This is a genomic window from Halopiger xanaduensis SH-6 (genome assembly GCF_000217715.1).
Taxonomy (GTDB): domain Archaea; phylum Halobacteriota; class Halobacteria; order Halobacteriales; family Natrialbaceae; genus Halopiger; species Halopiger xanaduensis.
The window spans coordinates 1479834-1500453 of record NC_015666.1; the positions used below are offsets into that span (position 1 = coordinate 1479834).

The 20620-nt window shown below is 66.4% G+C and carries 21 protein-coding genes; 13 read left to right on the forward strand and 8 right to left on the reverse strand.

Annotated features, from left to right (window positions below; all coding sequences use genetic code 11):
• Nucleotides 1-151 precede the first annotated feature (151 nt).
• Both HALXA_RS07260 and HALXA_RS07265 read left to right on the forward strand, forming a co-directional pair.
• Nucleotides 152-397, forward strand: a complete 246-nt coding sequence (locus HALXA_RS07260) for a hypothetical protein (protein WP_013879672.1) — start codon at nt 152-154, stop codon at nt 395-397.
• A gap of 198 nt (nt 398-595) precedes the next feature.
• Nucleotides 596-1267, forward strand: a complete 672-nt coding sequence (locus HALXA_RS07265) for a base excision DNA repair protein (protein WP_013879673.1) — start codon at nt 596-598, stop codon at nt 1265-1267.
• 28 nt (nt 1268-1295) lie between these two features.
• Here HALXA_RS07265 and HALXA_RS07270 read toward each other — a convergent pair whose 3' ends face one another.
• On the reverse strand, nt 1296-2234 hold the full coding sequence (locus tag HALXA_RS07270; protein ID WP_013879674.1) for a pectinesterase family protein: 939 nt from the start codon (nt 2232-2234) through the stop codon (nt 1296-1298).
• Nucleotides 2235-2364: 130 nt separating this feature from the next.
• Here HALXA_RS07270 and HALXA_RS07275 point away from each other — a divergent pair, with 130 nt between their 5' ends.
• From HALXA_RS07275 to HALXA_RS07305, 6 genes are all read left to right on the forward strand, one after another.
• A complete protein-coding gene (locus tag HALXA_RS07275) occupies nt 2365-2799 on the forward strand; it encodes a DUF2085 domain-containing protein (protein WP_013879675.1) in 435 nt (144 codons plus the stop codon).
• A gap of 60 nt (nt 2800-2859) precedes the next feature.
• Nucleotides 2860-3291: a TM2 domain-containing protein gene (locus tag HALXA_RS07280; protein WP_013879676.1), complete on the forward strand. Its 432-nt coding sequence runs from the start codon at nt 2860-2862 to the stop codon at nt 3289-3291.
• A 347-nt stretch (nt 3292-3638) separates the two neighbouring features.
• Entirely contained in the window at nt 3639-4979 is a 1341-nt protein-coding gene (locus HALXA_RS07285) for an FAD-dependent oxidoreductase (RefSeq protein ID WP_013879677.1), read from the forward strand.
• Between the two features lie 196 nt (nt 4980-5175).
• Entirely contained in the window at nt 5176-6510 is a 1335-nt protein-coding gene (locus HALXA_RS07295; RefSeq protein ID WP_013879678.1) for a sodium:calcium antiporter, read from the forward strand.
• Between the two features lie 24 nt (nt 6511-6534).
• Nucleotides 6535-7368: a hypothetical protein gene (locus HALXA_RS07300; RefSeq protein WP_013879679.1), complete on the forward strand. Its 834-nt coding sequence runs from the start codon at nt 6535-6537 to the stop codon at nt 7366-7368.
• 53 nt (nt 7369-7421) lie between these two features.
• Complete coding sequence (locus HALXA_RS07305) at nt 7422-7907, forward strand: DUF2391 family protein (protein WP_013879680.1); 486 nt, start codon at nt 7422-7424, stop codon at nt 7905-7907.
• On the opposite strand, the gene HALXA_RS07310 is transcribed toward HALXA_RS07305, so the two are convergent.
• A complete protein-coding gene (locus tag HALXA_RS07310) occupies nt 7904-8731 on the reverse strand; it encodes a GNAT family N-acetyltransferase (RefSeq protein WP_013879681.1) in 828 nt (275 codons plus the stop codon). The genes HALXA_RS07305 and HALXA_RS07310 overlap by 4 nt on opposite strands.
• Before the next feature lie 241 nt (nt 8732-8972).
• Between HALXA_RS07310 and HALXA_RS07315 the strand changes: the two genes are divergently transcribed.
• The gene (locus HALXA_RS07315; protein ID WP_013879682.1) at nt 8973-9203 is read left to right on the forward strand and encodes a DUF7860 family protein; all 231 of its coding nucleotides are present in this window, start codon (nt 8973-8975) and stop codon (nt 9201-9203) included.
• 52 nt (nt 9204-9255) lie between these two features.
• Here HALXA_RS07315 and lrp read toward each other — a convergent pair whose 3' ends face one another.
• Nucleotides 9256-9717: an HTH-type transcriptional regulator Lrp gene (gene lrp, locus HALXA_RS07320; protein ID WP_013879683.1), complete on the reverse strand. Its 462-nt coding sequence runs from the start codon at nt 9715-9717 to the stop codon at nt 9256-9258.
• A 275-nt stretch (nt 9718-9992) separates the two neighbouring features.
• Here lrp and hpt point away from each other — a divergent pair, with 275 nt between their 5' ends.
• A complete protein-coding gene (gene hpt / locus HALXA_RS07325; protein ID WP_013879684.1) occupies nt 9993-10547 on the forward strand; it encodes a hypoxanthine/guanine phosphoribosyltransferase in 555 nt (184 codons plus the stop codon).
• A gap of 183 nt (nt 10548-10730) precedes the next feature.
• The gene (locus tag HALXA_RS07330) at nt 10731-12143 is read left to right on the forward strand and encodes a uracil-xanthine permease family protein (RefSeq protein ID WP_013879685.1); all 1413 of its coding nucleotides are present in this window, start codon (nt 10731-10733) and stop codon (nt 12141-12143) included.
• A gap of 54 nt (nt 12144-12197) precedes the next feature.
• Here the strand turns inward: HALXA_RS07330 and HALXA_RS07335 are convergent, their stop codons facing one another.
• The 3 genes from HALXA_RS07335 to HALXA_RS07345 all read right to left on the reverse strand — a co-directional run bounded on the left by HALXA_RS07335 (nt 12198) and on the right by HALXA_RS07345 (nt 15602).
• Nucleotides 12198-13025: an SDR family NAD(P)-dependent oxidoreductase gene (locus tag HALXA_RS07335; protein ID WP_013879686.1), complete on the reverse strand. Its 828-nt coding sequence runs from the start codon at nt 13023-13025 to the stop codon at nt 12198-12200.
• Nucleotides 13026-13156: 131 nt separating this feature from the next.
• A complete protein-coding gene (locus tag HALXA_RS07340) occupies nt 13157-14647 on the reverse strand; it encodes an aldehyde dehydrogenase family protein (RefSeq protein WP_013879687.1) in 1491 nt (496 codons plus the stop codon).
• A gap of 142 nt (nt 14648-14789) precedes the next feature.
• Nucleotides 14790-15602 (reverse strand): helix-turn-helix transcriptional regulator, encoded by an 813-nt coding sequence (locus tag HALXA_RS07345; protein WP_013879688.1) that lies wholly within the window; start codon nt 15600-15602, stop codon nt 14790-14792.
• 223 nt (nt 15603-15825) lie between these two features.
• Between HALXA_RS07345 and HALXA_RS07350 the strand changes: the two genes are divergently transcribed.
• Both HALXA_RS07350 and HALXA_RS07355 read left to right on the forward strand, forming a co-directional pair.
• Nucleotides 15826-16824, forward strand: coding sequence for a DMT family transporter (locus HALXA_RS07350; protein WP_013879689.1), 999 nt, complete (start codon nt 15826-15828; stop codon nt 16822-16824).
• Between the two features lie 170 nt (nt 16825-16994).
• Nucleotides 16995-18074: a Vms1/Ankzf1 family peptidyl-tRNA hydrolase gene (locus HALXA_RS07355; protein ID WP_049895237.1), complete on the forward strand. Its 1080-nt coding sequence runs from the start codon at nt 16995-16997 to the stop codon at nt 18072-18074.
• A 245-nt stretch (nt 18075-18319) separates the two neighbouring features.
• On the opposite strand, the gene rdfA is transcribed toward HALXA_RS07355, so the two are convergent.
• Together rdfA and HALXA_RS07365 are read right to left on the reverse strand one after the other, a co-directional pair.
• A complete protein-coding gene (gene rdfA, locus HALXA_RS07360; RefSeq protein WP_013879691.1) occupies nt 18320-18958 on the reverse strand; it encodes a rod-determining factor RdfA in 639 nt (212 codons plus the stop codon).
• 274 nt (nt 18959-19232) lie between these two features.
• A complete protein-coding gene (locus tag HALXA_RS07365; protein WP_013879692.1) occupies nt 19233-20591 on the reverse strand; it encodes a glycerate kinase type-2 family protein in 1359 nt (452 codons plus the stop codon).
• Between the last annotated feature and the right edge of the window lie 29 nt (nt 20592-20620).

Below are 20620 nucleotides of genomic sequence, written 5' to 3' on the forward strand. Positions count from 1 at the left end.
GAACATGAATTTTTATGATGGACGAGCCTGTAGCCGCTGGTACAGATGTCGGTCGTACACGTACGCGCAGCAGCCCAGACCCCGAAACGACGACTCTCGCGAGCATCGCCCGCCGACGAACCCTGCGCCCCCGGCCTCGATCACGACCGACATGACAACGCGAACTCACACCCGAACCCGAACCGCACCCGGCACCGAGACCGAAACCGAATCGACGACCACGCCCGCGACTGAGCGGACGCAGTACGCCTCGAGCGAGTCGACCGTCCCGAAAGACGCCGCGACTCGAACGTCCGGCACCGACCGCGCGCAGGCGATGTTCTCCCACGGGAACACGGCGCGACTCGAGAACCTCATCGACGAGTGGAACGCCGCGTTCGCCTCCGGCGGCTCGTAACTCGGTCCCCCGTCGGATCCAAACCGTCTTTGACTCGAGACGCGTAGCCCCGCGTGGCCGATGACGATGCACCCGCTCCGAGCCGGACTCGGCACCCGGTGACGACGAGCCCTATGAGTGCCGAGGCCTCTTCTCGATACCGGAGCCGCCCTCCCATCGGTCGAACTTCTAAGTAGAAAAACGAGACCAACGGAGTCCATGTCCACAGAACCACCGAACTGGGGAACGGACTTCGTCGACCGGTTGCTCGATTGGTACGAGGAACACGGCCGACGCGGACTCCCCTGGCGCGCGGCCGACGCGTCGCCGTTCGAGGTGCTCGTCGCCGAGCTCATGCTCCAACAGACCTCCGCGAGGCAGGTGCTGAACGTGTACGACGCGTTCGTCGAGACGTATCCGACGCCGGAATCGATACTCGAGACGCCTCGAGAACGGCTCGCCGACGACATCGAACCCCTCGGGCTCCGAAAGCGGACTCGGTATTTCTACGAGGCGTCCGAGCAACTCGTGGCGGAGCACGACGGAGCGGTTCCGAACGACCGGTCGGAACTGCTCGAGTTGCGGGGCGTCGGGGAGTACACCGCGGCGTCCGTGCTCGCTCACGGGTTCGAAAAGGACGTCGCCGCGGTCGACACGAACGTCGCTCGCGTTCTGTCTCGCGTCTTCGGGCTCGACCGCGAAACGGAGCCGGAAGCGAACGAGAACTGGGTCGTCGCCGAACTCCTGCTCCCGCCCGACCGGGGCAGCGATTACGTCCACGCGTTCATCGACTTCGGCGCGGCGGTCTGTACCGCGACCGATCCGAATTGCGAGAGCTGTCCCGCAGGTCCCGTTTGCGAGTTCCGCCGGAACGAGAAGCCGACCGGCTAAGGGACGGCGCCGTTCGGCTAGGAACGCCTCAGCAAATTGCCCGATGCCAGTACCAATCGGATTTCGGCGAGTCTCTGCGCAGAAGGACGTTTTCGGCGGCGTACCGTTCGGCCTCCGCCGGTGACAGCGTCTCGGACCAAGGCACCCGGTCGTCCGTTCTCGAGCCGGGGCCTCGATTCTCGTACTCCGCGTACGTGACGTCGTCCACCACGTCCGGACGGGACCAGTCGTGCCAGCCGGCCGGAAGAATGTGATCGTCCATATGTGACCGGAGAAACGTGACGTGGGCGTGGTCTCGCCAGGGTCGGCCCAGGTACACCTCGGAGACGTTCGGTTCGGCGGTCAGCGTACAGCCGTCGAAGACGAATCCGAACGGTTCGGTGCGCGGCGTCGAGGCCGCCGTCACGTACGAATCGGCTTTCGAGTGGACCTCGCAGTTGTCGAACACGGCCGTAGCGCCGCCGAACACGAAGTCGGTCGTCCCCTCGAGGTAGCAGTCGTCGAAATACTGCCGCGAGCCCTCGCCGGCGGCGTAGACCGTGTCCTGGTTCCCGACGAACCGACAGTTCTCGAAGACGGCGCGGTCGGCCTCGACGTGCAGCGCGACGGCCTGCCCCTTCTCCGGGCCGGCGTCGTTCCGCACGGTCAGGTTTCGGGCGCGGAAATCGTTCCCGCACACCTTCAGCGTGTACGTGAAGAACGTGCTGTTGCGCCCGCGATCGATCCGCTCGAAGTGATCGTCGTGCGCGATGACGGTTCCGTCCGCGCTCTCGCCGATCAGGTCGATCTTCGGGTTCCACGAGTGGACCGTGACCTTCTCCTCGTACACGCCCTCTTTCAGGAAGATCGCGATCCGCTCTCGAGGAAACGACTTCGCGTCGTCGATCGCCGCCTGGATGCGCTCGTAGTCGCCGCTCCCGTCCGGATCGACGACGCAGTCGTACTCACCGCCCTCGCTCGAGGTCATTCGTACGCCACTACGGGCGCCGCCGTCCCCTATATTCTTCGGCGCTTATCGGTTCCTCGCGTCGACCGCGCGGGACCGTTGTACGGTGCGGTCCGACAGATTCATTCCGCCCCTCTGCGAGCCACGGACCGTGAAGATCGATCCCGCCGAACTCCGCGCCGGGCTCGCCGAGACGCGGCGGTTCGTCCTCTCCCACCACCTCCCGTCGGAGTACGACCGCTGTTATTCGCCCCGCATCGGCGGGCGGCCGGTTCACATCTGCGCGCGGTGTCTGGGCGTCTATCCCGGGATCGCGGCGGGATTCCTCGCCGCGCTGTTCCTCCCGAACGACCCGTCCGTCGCGATCGTCGCCTTCCTCCCGCTGCCCGCGCTCTTCGACTGGGCGCTCACGACGTTCCGGCCCGCTCGAGGATCCAACGTCGTCCGGACCGCAACCGGCGCCCTCCTCGGCTGCGGCTACGGACTCGGCGTTTCCCTCCTTCTCCTCGAGCGCGAACTGGCCGTCGTCGCGATCGGAGCCGTCTACGCCGTTGTCGCGGGGTTCCTCCTCGCTCGCGCCAGGTGATCGCTTCCGCGAACAATCAGGTATTTACGGTAACTGTGTGAACCGATTTAGAGATCGATCGTGAAACACTGTATTAACTGCGGCGAGCAGATCACCGCCCAGGCGGAAGTCTGCACCCACTGCGGCGTCAATCAGACGACCTCGCTCGAGGGAAGCTACGAGGAGCGCGGCGAGAACGAGAAGTACTGCGTCGAGTGCGGGACGCTGATCAACGAGCAGGCCGAGATCTGTCCGGACTGTGGCGTCCAACAGCCGGCCGCCGGATCGACGAATTCGGACAAAGTCGCGGCGGGCGTGCTGGCGCTGTTACTCGGCGGCCTCGGGGCGCACAAGTTCTACCAGGGGAACGTGAAACTCGGCGTACTCTACCTCTGTTTCTTCTGGACCGGGATTCCCGCCCTGCTCGGACTGGTCGAGGGGATTCTCATGCTGATCGCGGACGACAAGGAGTACGAGGAGAAGTACGCCGACGGCAGTCTGTTCGGCCGCTAAGACTGCGTTTCGCACGACACAGCAGCGCTCACTCACGACCGACTTGATTCTGCGCGGGCCACGCGGTGGAGTATAAAAACGCCCCTCGAGCACGGCGCATCGACGCCGCGGAATCGGCGTCGAACGGGGACGAAAAGACCGCTCTCGAGACGCCGCCAGTAGCCGTGTGACCTCCTCACGCGGGCTGACAGCCGCGATTTCCGACGACTGGTCGCCGAACTGTGTTCGAAACTCCACGTTCGTATCGTCGATACCCTATTTCGTCAATCATCGATGCGCAGAGCGAAAAAATATGAGTTATCCGTACGGAGTGCACTGGTCGAAACGGATACGCTACGCAACCAATCATGTCTGGCAAATACGACCTCGTAATCGTCGGCGGCGGAATCAGCGGCGCATCTCTCCTGTACACGACCGCGAAGTTCTCCACGATCGACTCGATCGCGCTGATCGAGAAGGAACCGGAGATCGCGGCGATCAACTCGCACCACACGAACAACTCCCAAACGCTTCACTTCGGCGACATCGAGACCAACTACACGCTCGAGAAGGCCGAGGAAGTCAAGGAGGGCGCGGAACTGCTCGCGGGCTACCTCGAGAACCACGACCCCGACCGCGAGATGCACGACAAGCGCAGCAAGATGGTGCTGGGCGTCGGTAAGGAAGAGGTCGCCAAACTCGAGCGACGGCACGAAGAGGAGGGCTTCGGCGACCTGTTCCCGAAACTGCAGGCGATCGGCCGCGAGGAGATCGCCGAGTACGAGCCGAAGGTCGTGGAGGGACGGGACCCCGACAAGGAGATGCTCGCCCTGCAGACCCCGGACGGCTACGTCGTCGACTACGGGGAGACGACCAAGTCGTTCGTCGACGAGGCTCGCGAGGAGTCGAACGTCGACGTCTACACCGGCACTGCGGTGAAAGACATCACCCCGACGCTGGACGGTTACACGATCGAGACGACGAACGGTCGGTTCGACGCCGACGCGACCGTCGTCGCGGCCGGCTCGCACAGCCTCCAGTTCGCGAAGGAACTGGGCTACGGGCAGGACAAGGTCCTGCTGCCCGTCGCCGGGAGCTTCTTCCTCGCGGACGACCTGCTGAACGGGAAGGTCTACACGCTCCAGATGAAGAAGCTGCCCTTCGCCGCGGTCCACGGCGACGCGGACGTCCACGATTCCTCGATCACGCGCTTCGGACCGACGGCGAAGCTCGTCCCGACCCTCGAACGCGGGCGCATCTCGACGGTCGGCGACTTCCTCGACGTGTTCGGGCTGAACGCGGCGGCGTTCCTGAGCTACGCGAACATCCTCGCCGACCGCGTCCTGCTGCCGTACGTGCTGCGGAACCTCGTCTACGACCTCCCCGAGGTCGGCCCGCGGCAGTTCCTCCCGCACGTCCAGAAGGTCGTCCCCAGCGTCGAACTCGAAGACATCGAGCGCGCGAAGGGCTACGGCGGCGTCCGCCCGCAGATCGTCGACACGAAGAAGAAATCGCTCGACATGGGCGAGGCGAAGATCGTCGGCGAGGACATCATCTTCAACATCACGCCCTCGCCGGGCGCCTCGACCTGCCTGAAAAACGCGATGCGGGACACCCACCAGCTCCTCGAGTTCCTCGGCGACGACTACGAGTTCGACGAGGACGCGTTCCGCTCGGAGACGATCGATAACTTCCCGCGCGCGAACTGAGTTACTTTACTCCCGCCTCGATCCGCCGTCCCGTCTTGGACTCCCCGCGCGACGGTTCGACGACGGTCCCGGTCGGCCGGTCGGCCGGTCGGCACTCGCAGGCCCGACCACCATCGTTACGGGACTCATACTGCCGTTCGATCGGTCCACGTTTCAGGTCGGTCTTCGATACGACGAATACGATCACACGATTCACATGAGACGACGAGCCCTCGCCGCCCTCGCGGCCGCGGTCGCACTGACGCTTCCCTGGATTACCGTGCTGGGGAGTACCGCTATTCTCCCGCCGCTCGATACCCTCGGAACGGTGATCGTCACCGGACTGGCCGTCCTCGGCTCCTCGTTCCTGCTCGCGTGGGCCGCCGAGACCGCCGAGAAGGACGTCCCGCAAGCGTTCGCGATCGCCGTGTTGGCCGTCTTGGCGGTCGCCCCCGAGTACGCCGTCGACGCCCTCTACGCCTGGAACGCGGGCGTGCACGCGGGCACCGAGCGCGGGATCGAGGCCGGCAACCTCGCCGTCGCGAACATGACCGGCGCGAACCGGATCCTCATCGGCATCGGCTGGGCGGGCGTCGCCCTCTTTACGATATTTCGGGCCGGCGCCGCGACCGATCCGGCGGTCGACGATCGACCCGGGGTCCTCTCGGACGTCGTGAAACTCGACCGCGAGATCGGCCTCGAGATCGTCTTCCTGCTGCTCGCGACGATGTGGGCGTTCCTCGTGCCGCTGAACGGCGGCATCGACATCCTCGATATGCTGGTTCTGGTCGGCATCTACGTCTGCTACATCGCGGTCATCCTCCGCGGCGACGTCGAACCCGACATGGACCACGTCGGCGTCCCGGCCTACCTCCAGAGCTTCTCGAAACTGGGCCGGGTCGCTACCGTCCTCGTCCTCTTTGCTTTCTCCGGGGCGATGATCTTCACCGCCGTCGAGCCGTTCGCCCACGGCCTCGAGGATCTCGGCGAGAGCGTCGGCATTCCCTCCTTTTTCATGATCCAGTGGATCGCGCCGCTAGCCTCGGAGGCGCCGGAGCTCATCGTCGTCGTCTATTTGGTGAACAAGGCGCGCTCGACGGCCGGCTTCAACGCCCTGATCTCCTCGAAGCTCAACCAGTGGACGCTGCTGATCGGGACGCTCGTGGTCGTCCACTCGCTCGCGCTGGGCCGGTACGGCGTGCTCGCGTTCGACTTCAAGCAGGCAGCCGAAATCTGGCTGACCGCCGCGCAGTCGTTCTTCGCCATCGGCCTGCTGATCCGCTTCGAGATTTCGGTGAAGGAGGCCGTGACGCTGCTCTCGCTGTTCCTCTCGCAGGTTTTCATCGAGTTCGCCATCATTCGCGAGTTCGTCGCGTTGCCGTTCACGAGCACCGACGTCCTGCTCGCTTACACCGGGGTCTACATCGTCCTCGGGCTGGCGCTGTTCGTTCTGCGGCGCCACGCGTTCGTCCGACTCGTCCGGCGGACGGCGGGGACCGTCGGCGAGGCGATGTCGCCCGGTCGGGATCGGCCACAGGGCGCGGACGACTGACGGGAGGGAGGCGACAGCGTCCGGATGCTTTCCGTTTCGATCGGACCGCTCGCGGGCCTGATACCCGGACAACTGACGCCGCTGCCGGACTCGGCGCTGCGCCCCGCGGTCGCGCTCGCTCTGGCGCTGACCCACCTCTTCGCCGGTCGCCTGGGCGTCGGCGGCCGCATCCCCCGCAGTCGGTGGCTCTCGGCCGCCGGCGGCGTCTCGGTCGCGTACGTGTTCGTCCACCTCCTCCCCGGGGTCCACGAGGCCGCGACGACGCTCGACGCGTACGAGCTGCCGACGCCGACCGCGTTCGCCGACCACCACGGCTACCTGATCGCCCTCCTCGGGTTCGTCACCTTCTACGGCCTCGAGCAACTGGCGAGACGGTCCCGTCGATCCCGCCGATCCGAATCGGCCTCGAGTTCCGAGCCGGAGTCGACGCGTACGGACCGGAGCCGCACCGACGAGCGGCCCGGAACCGGCGTCTTCTGGCTCCACGTCGGCGCCTTCGCCGCCTACAACGCGATCGTCGCCTCGCTGCTGTGGGACCGCGCGCTCGGCGGCCTGCTCCCCTTCGGCGTCGCGATGGCGCTGCACTTCATCGTCACCGACGACGGCCTCCGCGAGCACCACGGCCGAACCTACCACCGGCGCGGGCGCTGGGTGCTGTCGGCCGCCGTCCTCGTCGGCTTCGCCGGCGGCGCCGCCCTCGAGGGCACCGACGTCCTCGTCGCGGTGTTCCTGCCGTTCCTGTCGGGCGGCGTCATCCTCAACGTCATCAAGGAGGAGCTGCCGTCCGACCGCAAGAGCCGGTTCTGGGCGTTCACGGCGGGTGCGGCGGGGTACGCCGCGCTCTTGCTGTTCGTGTAGCTCGAGCGCTCGCGAACGGGAGCGTTTTACCGATCGGCTGTAAGTCTCCGCCTATGAGAATTCGACGCCCGCGCCGGCCGCGGCAGTTCCGCCTCGCGGACTCGGCCCAGCAGATCGTCGGCGGCTTTCTCCTCGCGGGGCCGTTCGTCGTCACCGAGGAGGTCTGGACGCTTGCGGGAAGCATGAACGGCTGGCAGACGCTCGGTATCGTGATCGTCGTGTTCGGCATCGGCTACGGCGCGCTGTACGCCGCGGACACGACCCGTGACGTGGAAGAGGAGCAGGAGGTCGCCGGGATTCCGCTCCGATTCATCTCGTTGATGGTCGTCTCGTTCGGCTCCGTGACGCTGCTCGCACTGTTGCTGGACGCGCCGGACGCGTTCCTCGACGACGGCGAGTCGACCCGGACGGTCGTCGAGACGACGTTCACGGCCGTCAGCATCGGCTCGGTCTTCAGTGTCGTCGGCGCGGCGACGGCGGACAGCCTCTTCTCGAAACCGGATACGAACAACGGGAACGGCGACGGAAACGGCGATTAGAGGTACGAGTCGTCGTAGGACTCCCCGGAGCGGGACGCGTGGGAGTTCCCGCAGTCGCCGCACTCGAGGCGATCCATGTTGTCCAGCGAGATATCGAGCGAGCCACAGTTTGCGCAGTAGAACCCGAACTGTTCGGAGAAATCCGCATCCTCGTAAGCCGCGTAAAAGGGCGCCGCGGTCCCGGACTCCTCCTCGTCGCGAGCGACGTAGACCGTCTCGCCGCCGTCCGTCGTCGCCGTGAGCTGCCCGTCGGACCGCTCGGTCTCGGGAAATTCCTCCGCCTCGGCGTCCTCCTCCGTCTCGTCGGTCGGCAGGTCGAGGTCCGCGTCGGGGTCCGAGTACACGTACTTCACGAACGACTCCTCGGCGATCTCGACCCGCCGATCCGCCTCGTGCTCGAGGCCGAACTGCTCGACGAACTGGTGGCCCTCGGTGTTGGCCTCGAGGACGGTGACGCAGACGTGGTCGACACCGCGGTCGCGGAGGGCGTCGGCCGCGGCCTCGTACAGCGCCGTGCCGATCCCGTGGCCGCGGTGCTCGGGATCGACGAAGAGCCAGTTGATCTCGCCCCACTCGCCGTCGTCGGACAGCCGTCCCTCGACGAAGCCGGCGATCGCCTCGCCCTCGATGTCCTCGCCGGTTTCGGCGACCAGCAGCACGGTTTCGTCGTCGTCGATCTTGTCGGCGACGGCCTCGTCGCTTAACTGTTCGTCCGTGATCGCGTCGATCTGGCCCGGGCTCAGCCTGAACGAGGTCGTCATCGAACTGTCCACGACCTCCTGAATCCGCTCGGCCTCGTCCGGTTCCGGGTCCCGAATCTCCATATCGGCGCTTCGACGGCGACCCGGATAAGCGAGGTGCCGGCTGAAACAAGCGGGAGCACGCGATTCCGCGGGGCGTACCGGTCCAGGTCCATGTCCGGGTCCGGGTCCGAGTCCAGTATAGGCTCGAGCGACTCACTTCGGAGCGCCACTACCGCCTCGCGCTCGAACTCATAGTGAGCCAGTTTCGACACCTCCCGCTGGGGACGAAACTGTTAATTCGGTGGATCGTTCTGGTGTAGATATGCAACAGCGATACGGCGATCTCGATTACCCCTTCCTGACGAAAGCGGGGTTCCTGTTCGGGGTCGGACTGCTCGCACTCGGCGCTGCCGCCGAGCTCATCGGTCACGCCGTCGTCGGCGAACTCCCCGGCTGGGAGGATCGACTCTTCACCTACTCGGAAGCGCTCGGTATTCTCATCGCCTTCTTCTCGGTGTGGATCTTCGGGATCTACCTCCCGCTTACCGAGTAAGCTCGCACGGATCGAACGCAAATCGTCGCACCCGCGGAGAACGGCGTCGGCGTTAGTCGTCGTCGGTTTCCAGTTCGAACTGTTCGTTCTCGGCGACCTGATTCAGTACGACGCTCGTGTTGGACTGGTTGATGTCGGGGTCGGTCAGCAACTGTTTGATCTGGTCGTTCATGTCGTCGGTGTCCTTGAATTTGCCGACGGCGATCACGTCGTAATCGCCGGTAACCTCGTAGACGGAGATCATCTGCTCGTGCTCCCGGAGCGTCTCCGTGATCTCGGGGAGGGCGTTCCCCTCGGCTTTGAGTTGCATGATCGCCGTGACGTCGTAGCCGACGGCGTCGTAGTCGACGATCGGCGTGTAACCCTCGATAACGCCCTCTTCCTCGAGATCGGAGAGGTGGTTCGAGACGGTCGTCACGGAGACGTCCAGTTCCTCGGCGAGGCTGCGCAGGCTCGCGCGCCCGTTCCCGAGCAGTTCGTTGACGAGATCGGCGTCGAGATGTTCGTACGTCATGCCGTTCAGTAGGTAGCTTCCACTACTAGATGTTTACGAATATCCAGTTTTTTGCGTCGATTTATATCTCTCTCAGATCCGCGCGCGCATATATCGGGACTCGGTGCGTTCTCTACGGATTTCGACCGTCGTTGAACCATCGGTTCAACTTCTCGAACCCTTGCTACCCTGCATTGCACTCGAGGACGATAGCCGAGAAGCAGAACGAAATCGAGACCGAACCGCGAACGAACCGAGAACGAACGATTTTTGCCTCGATTTTCCGAACCGGCAGTATGGAGCGGCTCCTCGAGTCCTTAGACGACGCACCGATCATCGACAAGGACGGCTACGAGTACCTCGTCCACCCGATCAGCAACGGCGTGCCGCGGCTCGATCCCGACCTGCTGCGCGAGGTCGTCGTCGAAGTCATGCGGACCGTCGACCTGGACGTCGACAAGATCGTCGCCCCCGAGGCGATGGGGATCCACCTCGCGACCGCGCTCTCCCTGCAGACCGACATTCCGCTGGTCGTTATCCGCAAACGCGAGTACGGCCTCGAGGGCGAGGTGTCGCTCCACCAGGAGACGGGCTACTCGGAGTCGGAGATGTACATCAACGACATCGAGGACGGCGACCGCGTCGTCATCGTCGACGACATGCTCTCGACCGGCGGGACGCTGGCGGCGATCTGCGGCGCCCTGGACGAGATCGGAGCCGAGATCGTGGATATCGTCGTCGTGATGCGCAAGGTCGGGGAGTCCGCGCTCGACGACACCGAGTACGAGGCGACGAGTCTCGTCGATATCACCGTCGAAGACGGGGAAGTAACGGTTCACTCGACGCACTGAGCGTCGCGACCCGTCGGACGGCGACTCCGATCGGCGATTTCGAATGGCGACCGCGAACGGGTCGATGTATGCACTTCTCTGCAACACGTAGTCACGGACGTGCATATCATTCAGCTGCCGAACCGCCCTATGGGCTCGTTTACGAAACTTTTTATGCACCCATCTGCAACCTGGCGCCCATAGATGGCAACCGACTCCGATGGGGGTATTCAGCTCGAGTACGGCCTCGACGAGAAACCGCCGTTACCGAAATCGATCCTGCTGGGGCTCCAGCACGTCGCGGTGATGATCGTCCCGGCGACGGCGGTAGCGTACGTCGTCGCCGGCGGCGTCGGCCTCTCGCCGGCGGATACGGCCTACATCGTCCAGATGGTCCTGCTGTTTTCGGGGCTGGCGACGATGATCCAGGCCTACACCGTCGGTCCGGTCGGCGCGCGCTTGCCGATCGTCATGGGCTCGAGTTTCACGTTCGTGGGGGCGTCGATCTCGATCGGCGCGGACTACGGGATGGCCGCGGTGTTCGGCGCGATCCTCGTCACCGGATTCGTCGTCGAGGGACTGATCGGCTGGCAGTTCAAACGTATCAAACCCTTCTTCCCGCCGCTCGTCACCGGTCTCGTCGTCGTCATCATCGGTCTCTACCTCATTCCGGTAGCGATGGACTACGCCGCCGGCGGCGCCGACGCGGCCGACTTCGGCGCGCTCCACAACATCGGCCTCGCCGCGCTCGTGCTGGCGATCGCCGTCGGCCTCAACATGCTCACCCGAGGCGTCACGCGGCTGCTGTCCGTGCTGGTCGCCATCGCCGTCGGCTACGCGGTCGCCGTCGCGCTGACGTTCGCCACCGGCCTCGAGCTCGTGGATTTCTCGCCCGTCGGCGAGGCCGCGTGGGTCGCGCTCCCCAAACCCACCCACTTCGGCTTCGAGTTCGAGCCGATCGCGATCGCCACCTTCGCCGTCCTCTTCCTCGTCTCCGCGATGGAGACGGTCGGCGACATGTCCGGCGTCACGGCCGCGGAGGGGCGGAACCCGACCAACGAGGAGTTCCGCGGCGGGCTGTTCAACGACGGCCTGCTGAGCTCGGTCGGCGCTGTCTTCGGCGCGTTCCCGATCACTTCCTTCTCGCAGAACGTCGGCATCGTCAACTTCACCGGCGTGATGAGCCGTCACGTCGTCGGCATCGGCGGGGTCTTCCTCGCCGTCCTCGGTCTGAGCCCGAAGGTTGGCGCCGCCGTCACGACCATCCCCAGCGCCGTCTTCGGCGGCGCCGTGTTGCTGATGGCTGGGATGGTCGCCGCCAGCGGCTTCCGGCTGATCGTCACCCACGCCGACCTCGACCGCCGGAACACGGTCGTCGTCGCCGTCTCGCTGGGCCTCGGGCTCGGCATCGCGACGACGCCCGAAGCGCTCGCCGGCCTGCCCGACGCCGCGGAGACGTTCTTCGGCCAGCCGGTCATCGTCACCGCGCTCTCGGCGCTGGCGCTCAACACGTTCGTCCCCGGCGCGCAGAGTCCGCTGTTCGACGCCGTCCCCAAGGACGCGGACGGGGCGACCGGTTCGGCCGACGCCGCGACGGCCGGTCCCACCGACGACTAACGGAACCCGTCGCAGCCGTTTCTACCTCAATACCGAAATTGCGTTATCCGCCTGTTAGAGGATGCTGTAGCCCCCGTCGACGTACAGCAGGTGGCCCGTCATGTACTCGGCGTCGTCGCTCGCCAGGAACAGGTACGGCCCCGCGATGTCCTCCGACTCCGCCATCCGTCCCATCGGAATGTCCGTCCCGATCTCGCCCTCGCGCTCGAGCGGGTCCGGAACGTCGGCGTCCTCGAGAATGAGCCCCTCGTCCCGCGAGCGATCCGGTCCTTCGGCGCCGAACGCCGTCTTCACGATCCCCGGCGCGACGGCGTTGACCCGGACGTCGTAGGGGGCGAGCTCGAGCGCGGCGACGCGGGTGAGCATCATCACTGCACCCTTCGAGCTGTCGTACATCGAGTGGCCCAGCTGGGCGTACTCGGAGCTGATCGAGGCCGTGTTGACGACCGTCCCCGGCTCGTCCCGGGCGAGCATGTCCCTCGCGGCCGCTCGGGTGCCCGCGAGGACGCCCTGCACGTTGATCTCGAGGAGCCGGTCGAACGTCTCGAGGTCGGTCTCGAGCACCGAGCCGTGGCGGTAGATCGCGGCGTTGTTGACCATCACGTCGACGCCGCCGAACTCGCGGGCGGCCTCGACGACCGCCGCGACGTCGTCGGGATCGGTGACGTCCGTCTCGACGAACGTCGCCCGGCCGCCGGCGTCTTCGATGCGCTCGTGGGTCGGCGTCGATTCGCCCTCGCGTTTGGGCTCCTCGCGAACGTCGGCGACGATGACCGTCGCGCCCGCCTCGCCGAAGCGGGTCGCGACCTCGCGTCCGATCCCCGATGCGCCGCCGGTCACGATCGCCGTCTCGTCGTCGAAGTCGTACGTTAACGCGCCCATACGTCAACCCTAACGACGATTCTCTTAGGTGTGGGGGATGTGGGACGACCGCGAGCCGGCGGCGGTTACCGGCCGATCACGCGGCCGACCCGACCGCCCCGGCCGGGATCGCAACGCGGTGAGCGAGGCGCTTAGAAGGGGTACTCCCGCGCCTCGTGCTGGATCGAGATCCACTTCGTCTCGGTGATCTCGCGGAGGAACGCGTCGCTGTTGTACGTCCCCATCCCGGAGGCGCCGATGCCGCTGAAGGGCACGTGGGCCTCGTCGTTGATCGGCTGGTCGTTGATGTGGACGTTGCCGGTCTCCATGCGGTCGGCGATGTCCTTCGCGACCTCGAGGTCGCCGGCGTGGACGGCGCCGGAGAGACCGAACTCGGTCGCGTTCGCGATCTCGACGGCCTCGTCGATATCCGAGAACGGGATGACCGGCGCGATGGGGCCGAAGTGCTCGTTGCACGCGGCGGCCATGTCGTTGGTCACGTCCGAGAGGACCGTCGGCGCGACGACCAGCGAGTCGTCCACGCCCTCGACGGGAATCGTCTTCCCGCCGGTCTCGAGGGTCGCGCCCTGATCGACGGTCTCCTCGACGTACTCGAGCATCTCGTCGCGCTGGGACTCGTCGATGATCGGGCCGACGATCGTGTCCGCGTCGTGGGCGCTGCCGACAGGCAGCTCCTCGGCGCGTTCGGTCAGGCGCTCGACGTACTCGTCGTAAATGTCCTCGTGGACGATATGGCGGTTGATCGAGATACAGACCTGTCCTTGGTGGACGAACGAGCCGAAGGTCGCGCCGTCGAGCGCGCGCTCGAGGTCGGCGTCGTCGGTCACGACGAAGGCGTTGTTGCCGCCCAGTTCCATCGCGGGGACGGCGAGGTTCTCGCCGGCGAGCGAAGCGACGTGCTGGCCGACTTCGGTCGAGCCGGTGAAGGCGACGACGTCGCTTTCGGGATGACTCGCGACGCGGTCGCCAATCTCGCTCCCGCGGCCGGTGACGACGTTGAGGACGCCGTCGGGGAGGTCGGTCTCCTCGAACAGCTTCGCGAACAGGAGCCCGCCCGTGATCGGGGAGTTCGTCGACGGCTTAAGCACCACGCTGTTGCCCGCGGCGATGGCGGGCGCAACGGCTCGCATCGAGAGGTTCAGCGGGAAGTTCCACGGCGAGATGACCGTTACGACGCCCTTCGCCTCGCGCTGGACGATGTTCTCCTTGCCGGGGATGTTCGAGGCGGCGTGTTCGCCCTTCATCCGCCGCGGGAGCGTCTCCGCCTCGGTGGCGTGGTCGCCGGCGATGTGGATGGACGTCTCGCCCATGATCCGCGACCCGCCGACCTCGTGGGCCAGCAGGTCGACGATCTCCTCGCTGTGTTCCTCCACCGCCTCGTGGAACTGCCGAATGACCTCGGCTCGCCGCGCTGGCGGTTGGTCCTTCCACTCTTCCTGCGCGGCGGCGGCCGCCTCGTACGCCGCGTCGACGTCGGCCTCGACGCCGGCAGGGACCTCCGCGACCGGCTCGCGGGTCGACGGATCCTCGACCGCGATCGTCTCCTCGCTCTCGCCCGCGGTCCATTCGCCGTCGATGTACTGGGCGCCCCAGTCGGCTTCGATAGAGATGCTGTCGACCATGCGTTTACCGTTTGGTAGAACCGCGTAAAAGGTGTTCGAACGGCGAACGCTCCGCCGGCTTCGGGCCCTTCTCGGTTCTCGAGGCCGAATGAGAACGGGAATCGTCGCCGGGTTCGTGTTCGTCGCGTCGATGACGCTGCCGTCAGGACGACAGCGCGTCGGCCTCGAGCGACTCCGCGGACTCCCAGTAGGACTCGAACGTCTCGCGGGCCCACGCGCGGATCTCGTCGTCGTCGCTGTCGATCGACGCCCGCAGGATCCCCTGGTCGTCGCGCACCAGAAGGTAAACGACGTCGTCGATGATCATCGCCGCGAGCGGGATCTCGTCGTCGTAAATTCGGACGGTCGCGCGATCGGTCTCGAGCAGTGCTCGCAACTGCGTTCGCAGCGCGGAGTCGTCCGCGAGCGCGTCGATCGCGTCCCGCGAGAAGACACCCTCGAAGCTCTGCTCGCCGGTCGCCGCTCGTTCCTGGACGGTGGTCAGGTTCTGCTCGTTGAAGGCGTGGGAAACCGCCCGGACCTCCGTCGCGTTCTCGAGCAGGTCGAGCAGGCGCTGCAGCGGCGCGTTCGGCCGCGTCTGGCTCGGCACGGTGATCCGCGCGTCCGCCAATCGCCGGATGTCGAACCCGAACGTTTCGGTCGGCAGGTACTCCACGATCCCGCGCAGTCGGCGCTCGGTCTCGAGAATGTCCTGCATGTCGGTAAAGCCGGAGGCGACGAGTTGTCCGGTCGCCGTCGCTGCGTACTCGCTGCCGTCGCGTTCGATCCACGACCGGTCGGCGAAATCGCCGAGAATGCGGCCGAGGGTCGCCTGCGACGCGCCCGTTTCCCGCGCCAGTTCGGTCCGCGTGTACCGGTCTTCCGAGAGAAGCCGGAGCACGTCCACGCGGTTCGCGGAGAGCGCGAGGAACTCGATCTCCTCGAGCGCCGAGTCCGACGGATCCGTCGCGTCCATACGTCCACTCGCGTCCGCGCCGGTAAAGCGTTTTCGCACCGTGAAATAATTTCATATCGTGAAAGGACGGAACGCCCCTCGGCAAATTTCTTCCCGTGAAATATTTTCTGAACAAAACTATCCCCCTCGGACCCCTATCCGTATCTATGCTTCTCACTCTCTTCGCGTCGACGCCCTGCCGGGCGTCCGCTCCGAAGGTATCGACGGTCGGGGTGATCGGCCGATGGCGATAGATCGCCGAACGGCCGCCTTCTTCGTCCTCTCGAGTCTCTTCTTCGGGGGGACGTTCGTCGCGGCCAAAGCGGGGCTGGAGTTCTTTCCGCCGCTGCTGTTCGTCGCGCTGCGGTTCGACGTCGCGGCCGTCATCATGGCCGGTTACGTCGCCCTGACGGTCTCGCGCGAGGACCTCCTGCCGACGACGCGCGGCGACGCGCTAGGGATCGTCGCGACCGGCGTGTTCGTGATCGGACTCTCGAACGCCCTGCTGTTCGTGGGCCAGCAGTACGCGACCAGCGCGGTCGGGGCGATCGTCTTCAGCCTCAACCCGATCCTGACGCCGGTCTTCGCGGCGCTGTTGCTCTCGAACGAGCGCCTCTCCGCGCGCGGCGCGATCGGAATGATGCTGGGCCTGCTCGGCGTCGCCCTCGTCGTCAGCCCCGACCCCGCGAACCTGCTCGGCGGCGACGCCGTCGGGAAGGCGATCCTGTTCGCCGGCGCGGTCAGCGCCGCGCTGGGCGCCGTGCTCATCCGCCGGGCCGACGCGACTGTCTCGAGCACGGTCCGGATCGCGTGGGGACTCCCCCTCGCCGCCGCGCTCTCGCACGGGTTCTCGGCGCTGGCCGGCGAATCGGCCGCGTCGATCGCCTGGACCCCGGGCGCGATCGCGGCGCTGGCGTACGTCAGCGTCTTCGCCGGCGTCCTCGCGTACATCGCCTACTTCGCCCTGCTCGACTCGACCGGCGCGATCCGCGCGAACCTGATCTTCTACGTCGTGCCGGCCGTCTCGACGCTGGGCGGCTGGGCCCTGCTGGACGAGCGCATCGCACCCTCGGCCGCCCTCGGCTTCCTGACGATCTTCGCCGGCTTCGCGGTGCTGGGCAGCGAATCGATCGACGTGCGCTCGCGGCTGCCTGGTCTCACGTTCGACGTTCCGGTCGGGCGCGAGGTCGACGACGAGCGCGCCTCGCTCGAGGAGGAACCGCGCGGCTACCGATCCGACTGACCGGCCGGAGCCGTCATCGCGCTGCGCCGTCGTTCGGTTTTCCGTGTCTTTTCGCTACCTATCGCACTTGAGAGCGCCAGCAGGTTTCTCAACCCGGTTCCCGGCCTACCGCCGGTACCTGTCGATCACTGGTGACGAGCGACGCCGGTGGGTCGACGCACTCAGCTAGCATGTCGATGGCAAACTACGAACTCCACGACCGACTCGACCGCCTCTCTTCGGCCGAAGCCGACCGCGACGTCCTCGTGACGCTCGCCGTCCCGCCCGAGGACTCGATCGGCCAGGCCCGCCAGCCCGTCGAAACCGACTACGCCGAGGCGAGCCAGCTCGACGAGCAGTCGTTCCCGAAACCGCTGACCGACGCCCTCGAGACCGTCCGCAGCGAGCTGAACGACTACGAGGAGATTCCCGAGAACGGCCTCGCGATCTACGCCGGCGCCCCCGACGGCGACCTCGTGACGGCGGTCTTCGACGACCTCCCGATGGCGATCGACGAGTCGATCTACGAGCACGGCAACGAGTTCGACCTCTCGCCGCTCGAGGACGTCGCCGAACCCGACTCGACCTCCGGACTGCTCGTCGTCGAGCGCGGCGGCGCCGCCCTCGGCCGGCTCGACGAGACCGGCGTCAAACCGATCGATACCTTCGACAGCGACGTTCCGGGCAAGTCCAGCGCCGGCGGTCAGTCCGCCGAGCGGTTCGAACGCGACCGCGAGCGACAGAAACGCGAGTTCTTCGACGAGGTTGCCGAGCGCGCCGCCCTCGAGTTCCTCGAGAGCGACCCGGTCGACGGCGTGCTGCTGGGCGGCACAACCGGCACGGTCGAGGACTTCCGCGAGGAAGCGGACCTCGATCACCGGCTCGAGGACCGCCTCGTCGGCGAGTTCGCCGTCGAGTACGCCAGCGAGCAGGGCCTTCGCCAACTCGCGGAGAAGGGTCGATCAGCAGTCGACGAACGCGACCGGCGCGACGCCCGCGAGGCCCTCGAGGACTTCTTCGAGGCGGTCCGGGACGACGACCGGGCCGTCGCCTACGGGACCGACGAGGTCGACGACGCGCTCGAGTACGACGCCGTGGACACGCTGTTGCTCTCGGCCGCGCTCGAGGGCCAGCAACTCCGGACGTTCGGCGACCGCGCGACGGAACAGGGCGGCGACACGGTCGTCGTCCCCGACGATTTTCCGGACGGAAACCGCTTCGCCGAGGCGTTCGACGGCGTCGGCGCGCTGTTGCGGTTCGCGATCGACTGAGCGGGCCCGATACTCGGTTTGGGAGGCGGTTTACGCGGTCCGTCCGGTTTGCTGTCGTAGTGAGTTGCGCTATCTCGCAGGCAGTACCGACGACCAGTATCGAACGCATCTTGCGCTCGAGGTACCAGAACGCATAGTATCATTCGAGACTGGTACTCCGTCCGAAGCGGATCTAAAATCGTTCCAGCGACCGCGAGAAACAGTGACCGAGGCGATGCGACTAGTCACGTACGACTCGATCGCGCTCAGTCCGCGGTCTGCTGACAGTCGCAGCCGCCCTGATCGAACAGGTCCTGCACCGTGTACTGGGTCTTGCACTCCTCGCAGGTCACCGTCACGTTGACGAGCACGTTGAACTCCCCGATGTCGAGGACGTCGCCCCGCTCGAGTTGGGCGATCGTATCCTCGGTGACGGCCGAGGTCCGGTTCCGAAGCGCGCCGAGCTTGTCCCGGCTCCGCTCGAGGCGCTCCTCGTCGCTCGGGGTCTCGAGCGAGGCCTCGAGACAGTCCGTCAGGTGGTTGTAAACGGTCTGGTGAGAGATGAAATCGCTCTCGACGTCCTCGATCGGGACGGCGTCGCGCTCGAGTTCCTTGCGCGTCTGGACGCGCGTCCCGCTGCTGACGTCGTCGCTCGTGAGCAGCCGGTAGGTGTTCTCGACTTCGCCGTCCTTGTACTGGAGGCCGGCTTCGTCGAGGGCCGCCGCGAGCACGCGCTGGTTGACGTGCTCCGCGAGGTCGCGGGTGCTGTAGCGATCCTCCGTCCGGTCGGTCCAGTAGCGGACGAGCTCGTCGTCGAGTCCCTCGAGGGCGTACTGGTCGGCGATACGTCCGACCTTACAGCCGCACGGCTCGCTGGTGCGGTCGTCTGGCTTCGTGTCGGTCACTACCGAATTCTACCGGCCGTCGCTAAAAAAGGTTTCCGCACGGTAGAACGTTTACAGCAATACTGACGTAATCGTCCGGCGCCGATCGCCAGCGCGAGTTCCCCGGTTACGACGCTCCGTTCGATGCCGAAACGCCTCGTGGCGACCGTCAAAGAATGATACCGAACGTGAGTGGACGGGAAAGATATCGAATTCAGTATGGGATGGTCAGCTCGAGGATCTGGCGGAACCGGTTCCAACATCGTACGGCAGCCAACAGACGATCCGTATCCGATCAGTCGGCCGGTTCGACGACGATCGCGCGGAGGTCGTTGACGTTCGTTCCCGTCGGCCCCGTTCTAAGCAGGGCGTCCGCGTCGTCGAGTACCGGCAGCGCGTCGTTGCGCTCGAGCGCGTTGCGGCCCGCAGCGTCCGGAACCGTCGTCGCGTTCGCGATCGCCCCGGCGGCGTCGGTCGCGCCGTCGATCCCGTCCGTGTCGACGCTCGCGACGACGATGCCGTCGGCCTCGAGTTCGAGCGCGCCGCTCAGTACGAACTCCTGATTCGGCCCGCCTCGGCCGGGGGTATCGCACAGCGTGACCGTCGTCTCGCCACCCGAGAGCAGAACGGCCGGTGGCGATGCCGGCCCGCCGGTGTCGCGACACTCCTCGGCGATCGCGACGTGGGTGAGCGCGGCCTCCCGCGCCTCGCCGCGCACCCCTGCGGCGAGCACGAGCGGCTCGTACCCTTCCTCTCTGGCAGCGTCGCGGGCCGCCTCGAGCGCCGTGCGCCCGCTCCCGAGCACGTGCGCGCTCGTCCGCTCGAACGCGGGATCGTCGGCCGTCGGCGTCTCCGGTCGCTCGCCGCGTGCGCCGGCCTCGAGGTGCTCTCGGACCGCCGTCGGTACGTCGAGATCGTAGCGCTCGAGCACCGTGAGGGCGTCGGCGTACGTCGACGGGTCCGGAACCGTCGGGCCGCTGGCGATCACGCTTACGTCGTCGCCGACCACGTCGCTGAGCGCGACCGTCGCGACCGTCGCCGGCGCTGCGGCGCGGGCGAGCCGGCCGCCCTTGATCGCCGAGCAGTGCTTTCGGACGGCGTTTATCTCGTCGATCGTCGCGCCGCAGGCGAGCAGTTCCTCGGTGGTCGCCTGCAGATCGGACAGCGACAGCGGCTCGGCGGGCGCCGCGAGCAGCGCGCTTCCCCCGCCGGTGATCGTCGCGATCACGAGATCGCCTTCGCCCGCGCACTCGGCGATCTCGAGTATGCGTCGCGCGTGTTCGACGCCGCGTTCGCTCGGGACCGGATGATCGCCGGCCAGCACGTCGACGGTAGCCGTCTCGGTCGAATCGTCCGTGACCACGGCGCCGTCGGTCAGTCGATCCGCGAGTTCGTCCTCGAGAGCCCGTGCGAAATGACCTGCGGCGTTGCCCCCGCCGATCAGAAACACGTCCTCGTACTCGTCGAGCGCGTACTCGGTTGTCGTCCCGTCGACGGCCGTCACGGCGAGGGTTCCGTCGCGGACGGCGATCGTCTCCTCGACTCGAGCAGCCGGATGAGCAGCCTCGATTCCCGCCCGCACGCACTCGAGGGCGACCTCGTCGGCGTCGGTCCGCGCGAGTGCGTCGCGGTTCTGAAACCGGACATCGACCATGTGAGCACGTAGCGTGCCGGATTGCATGT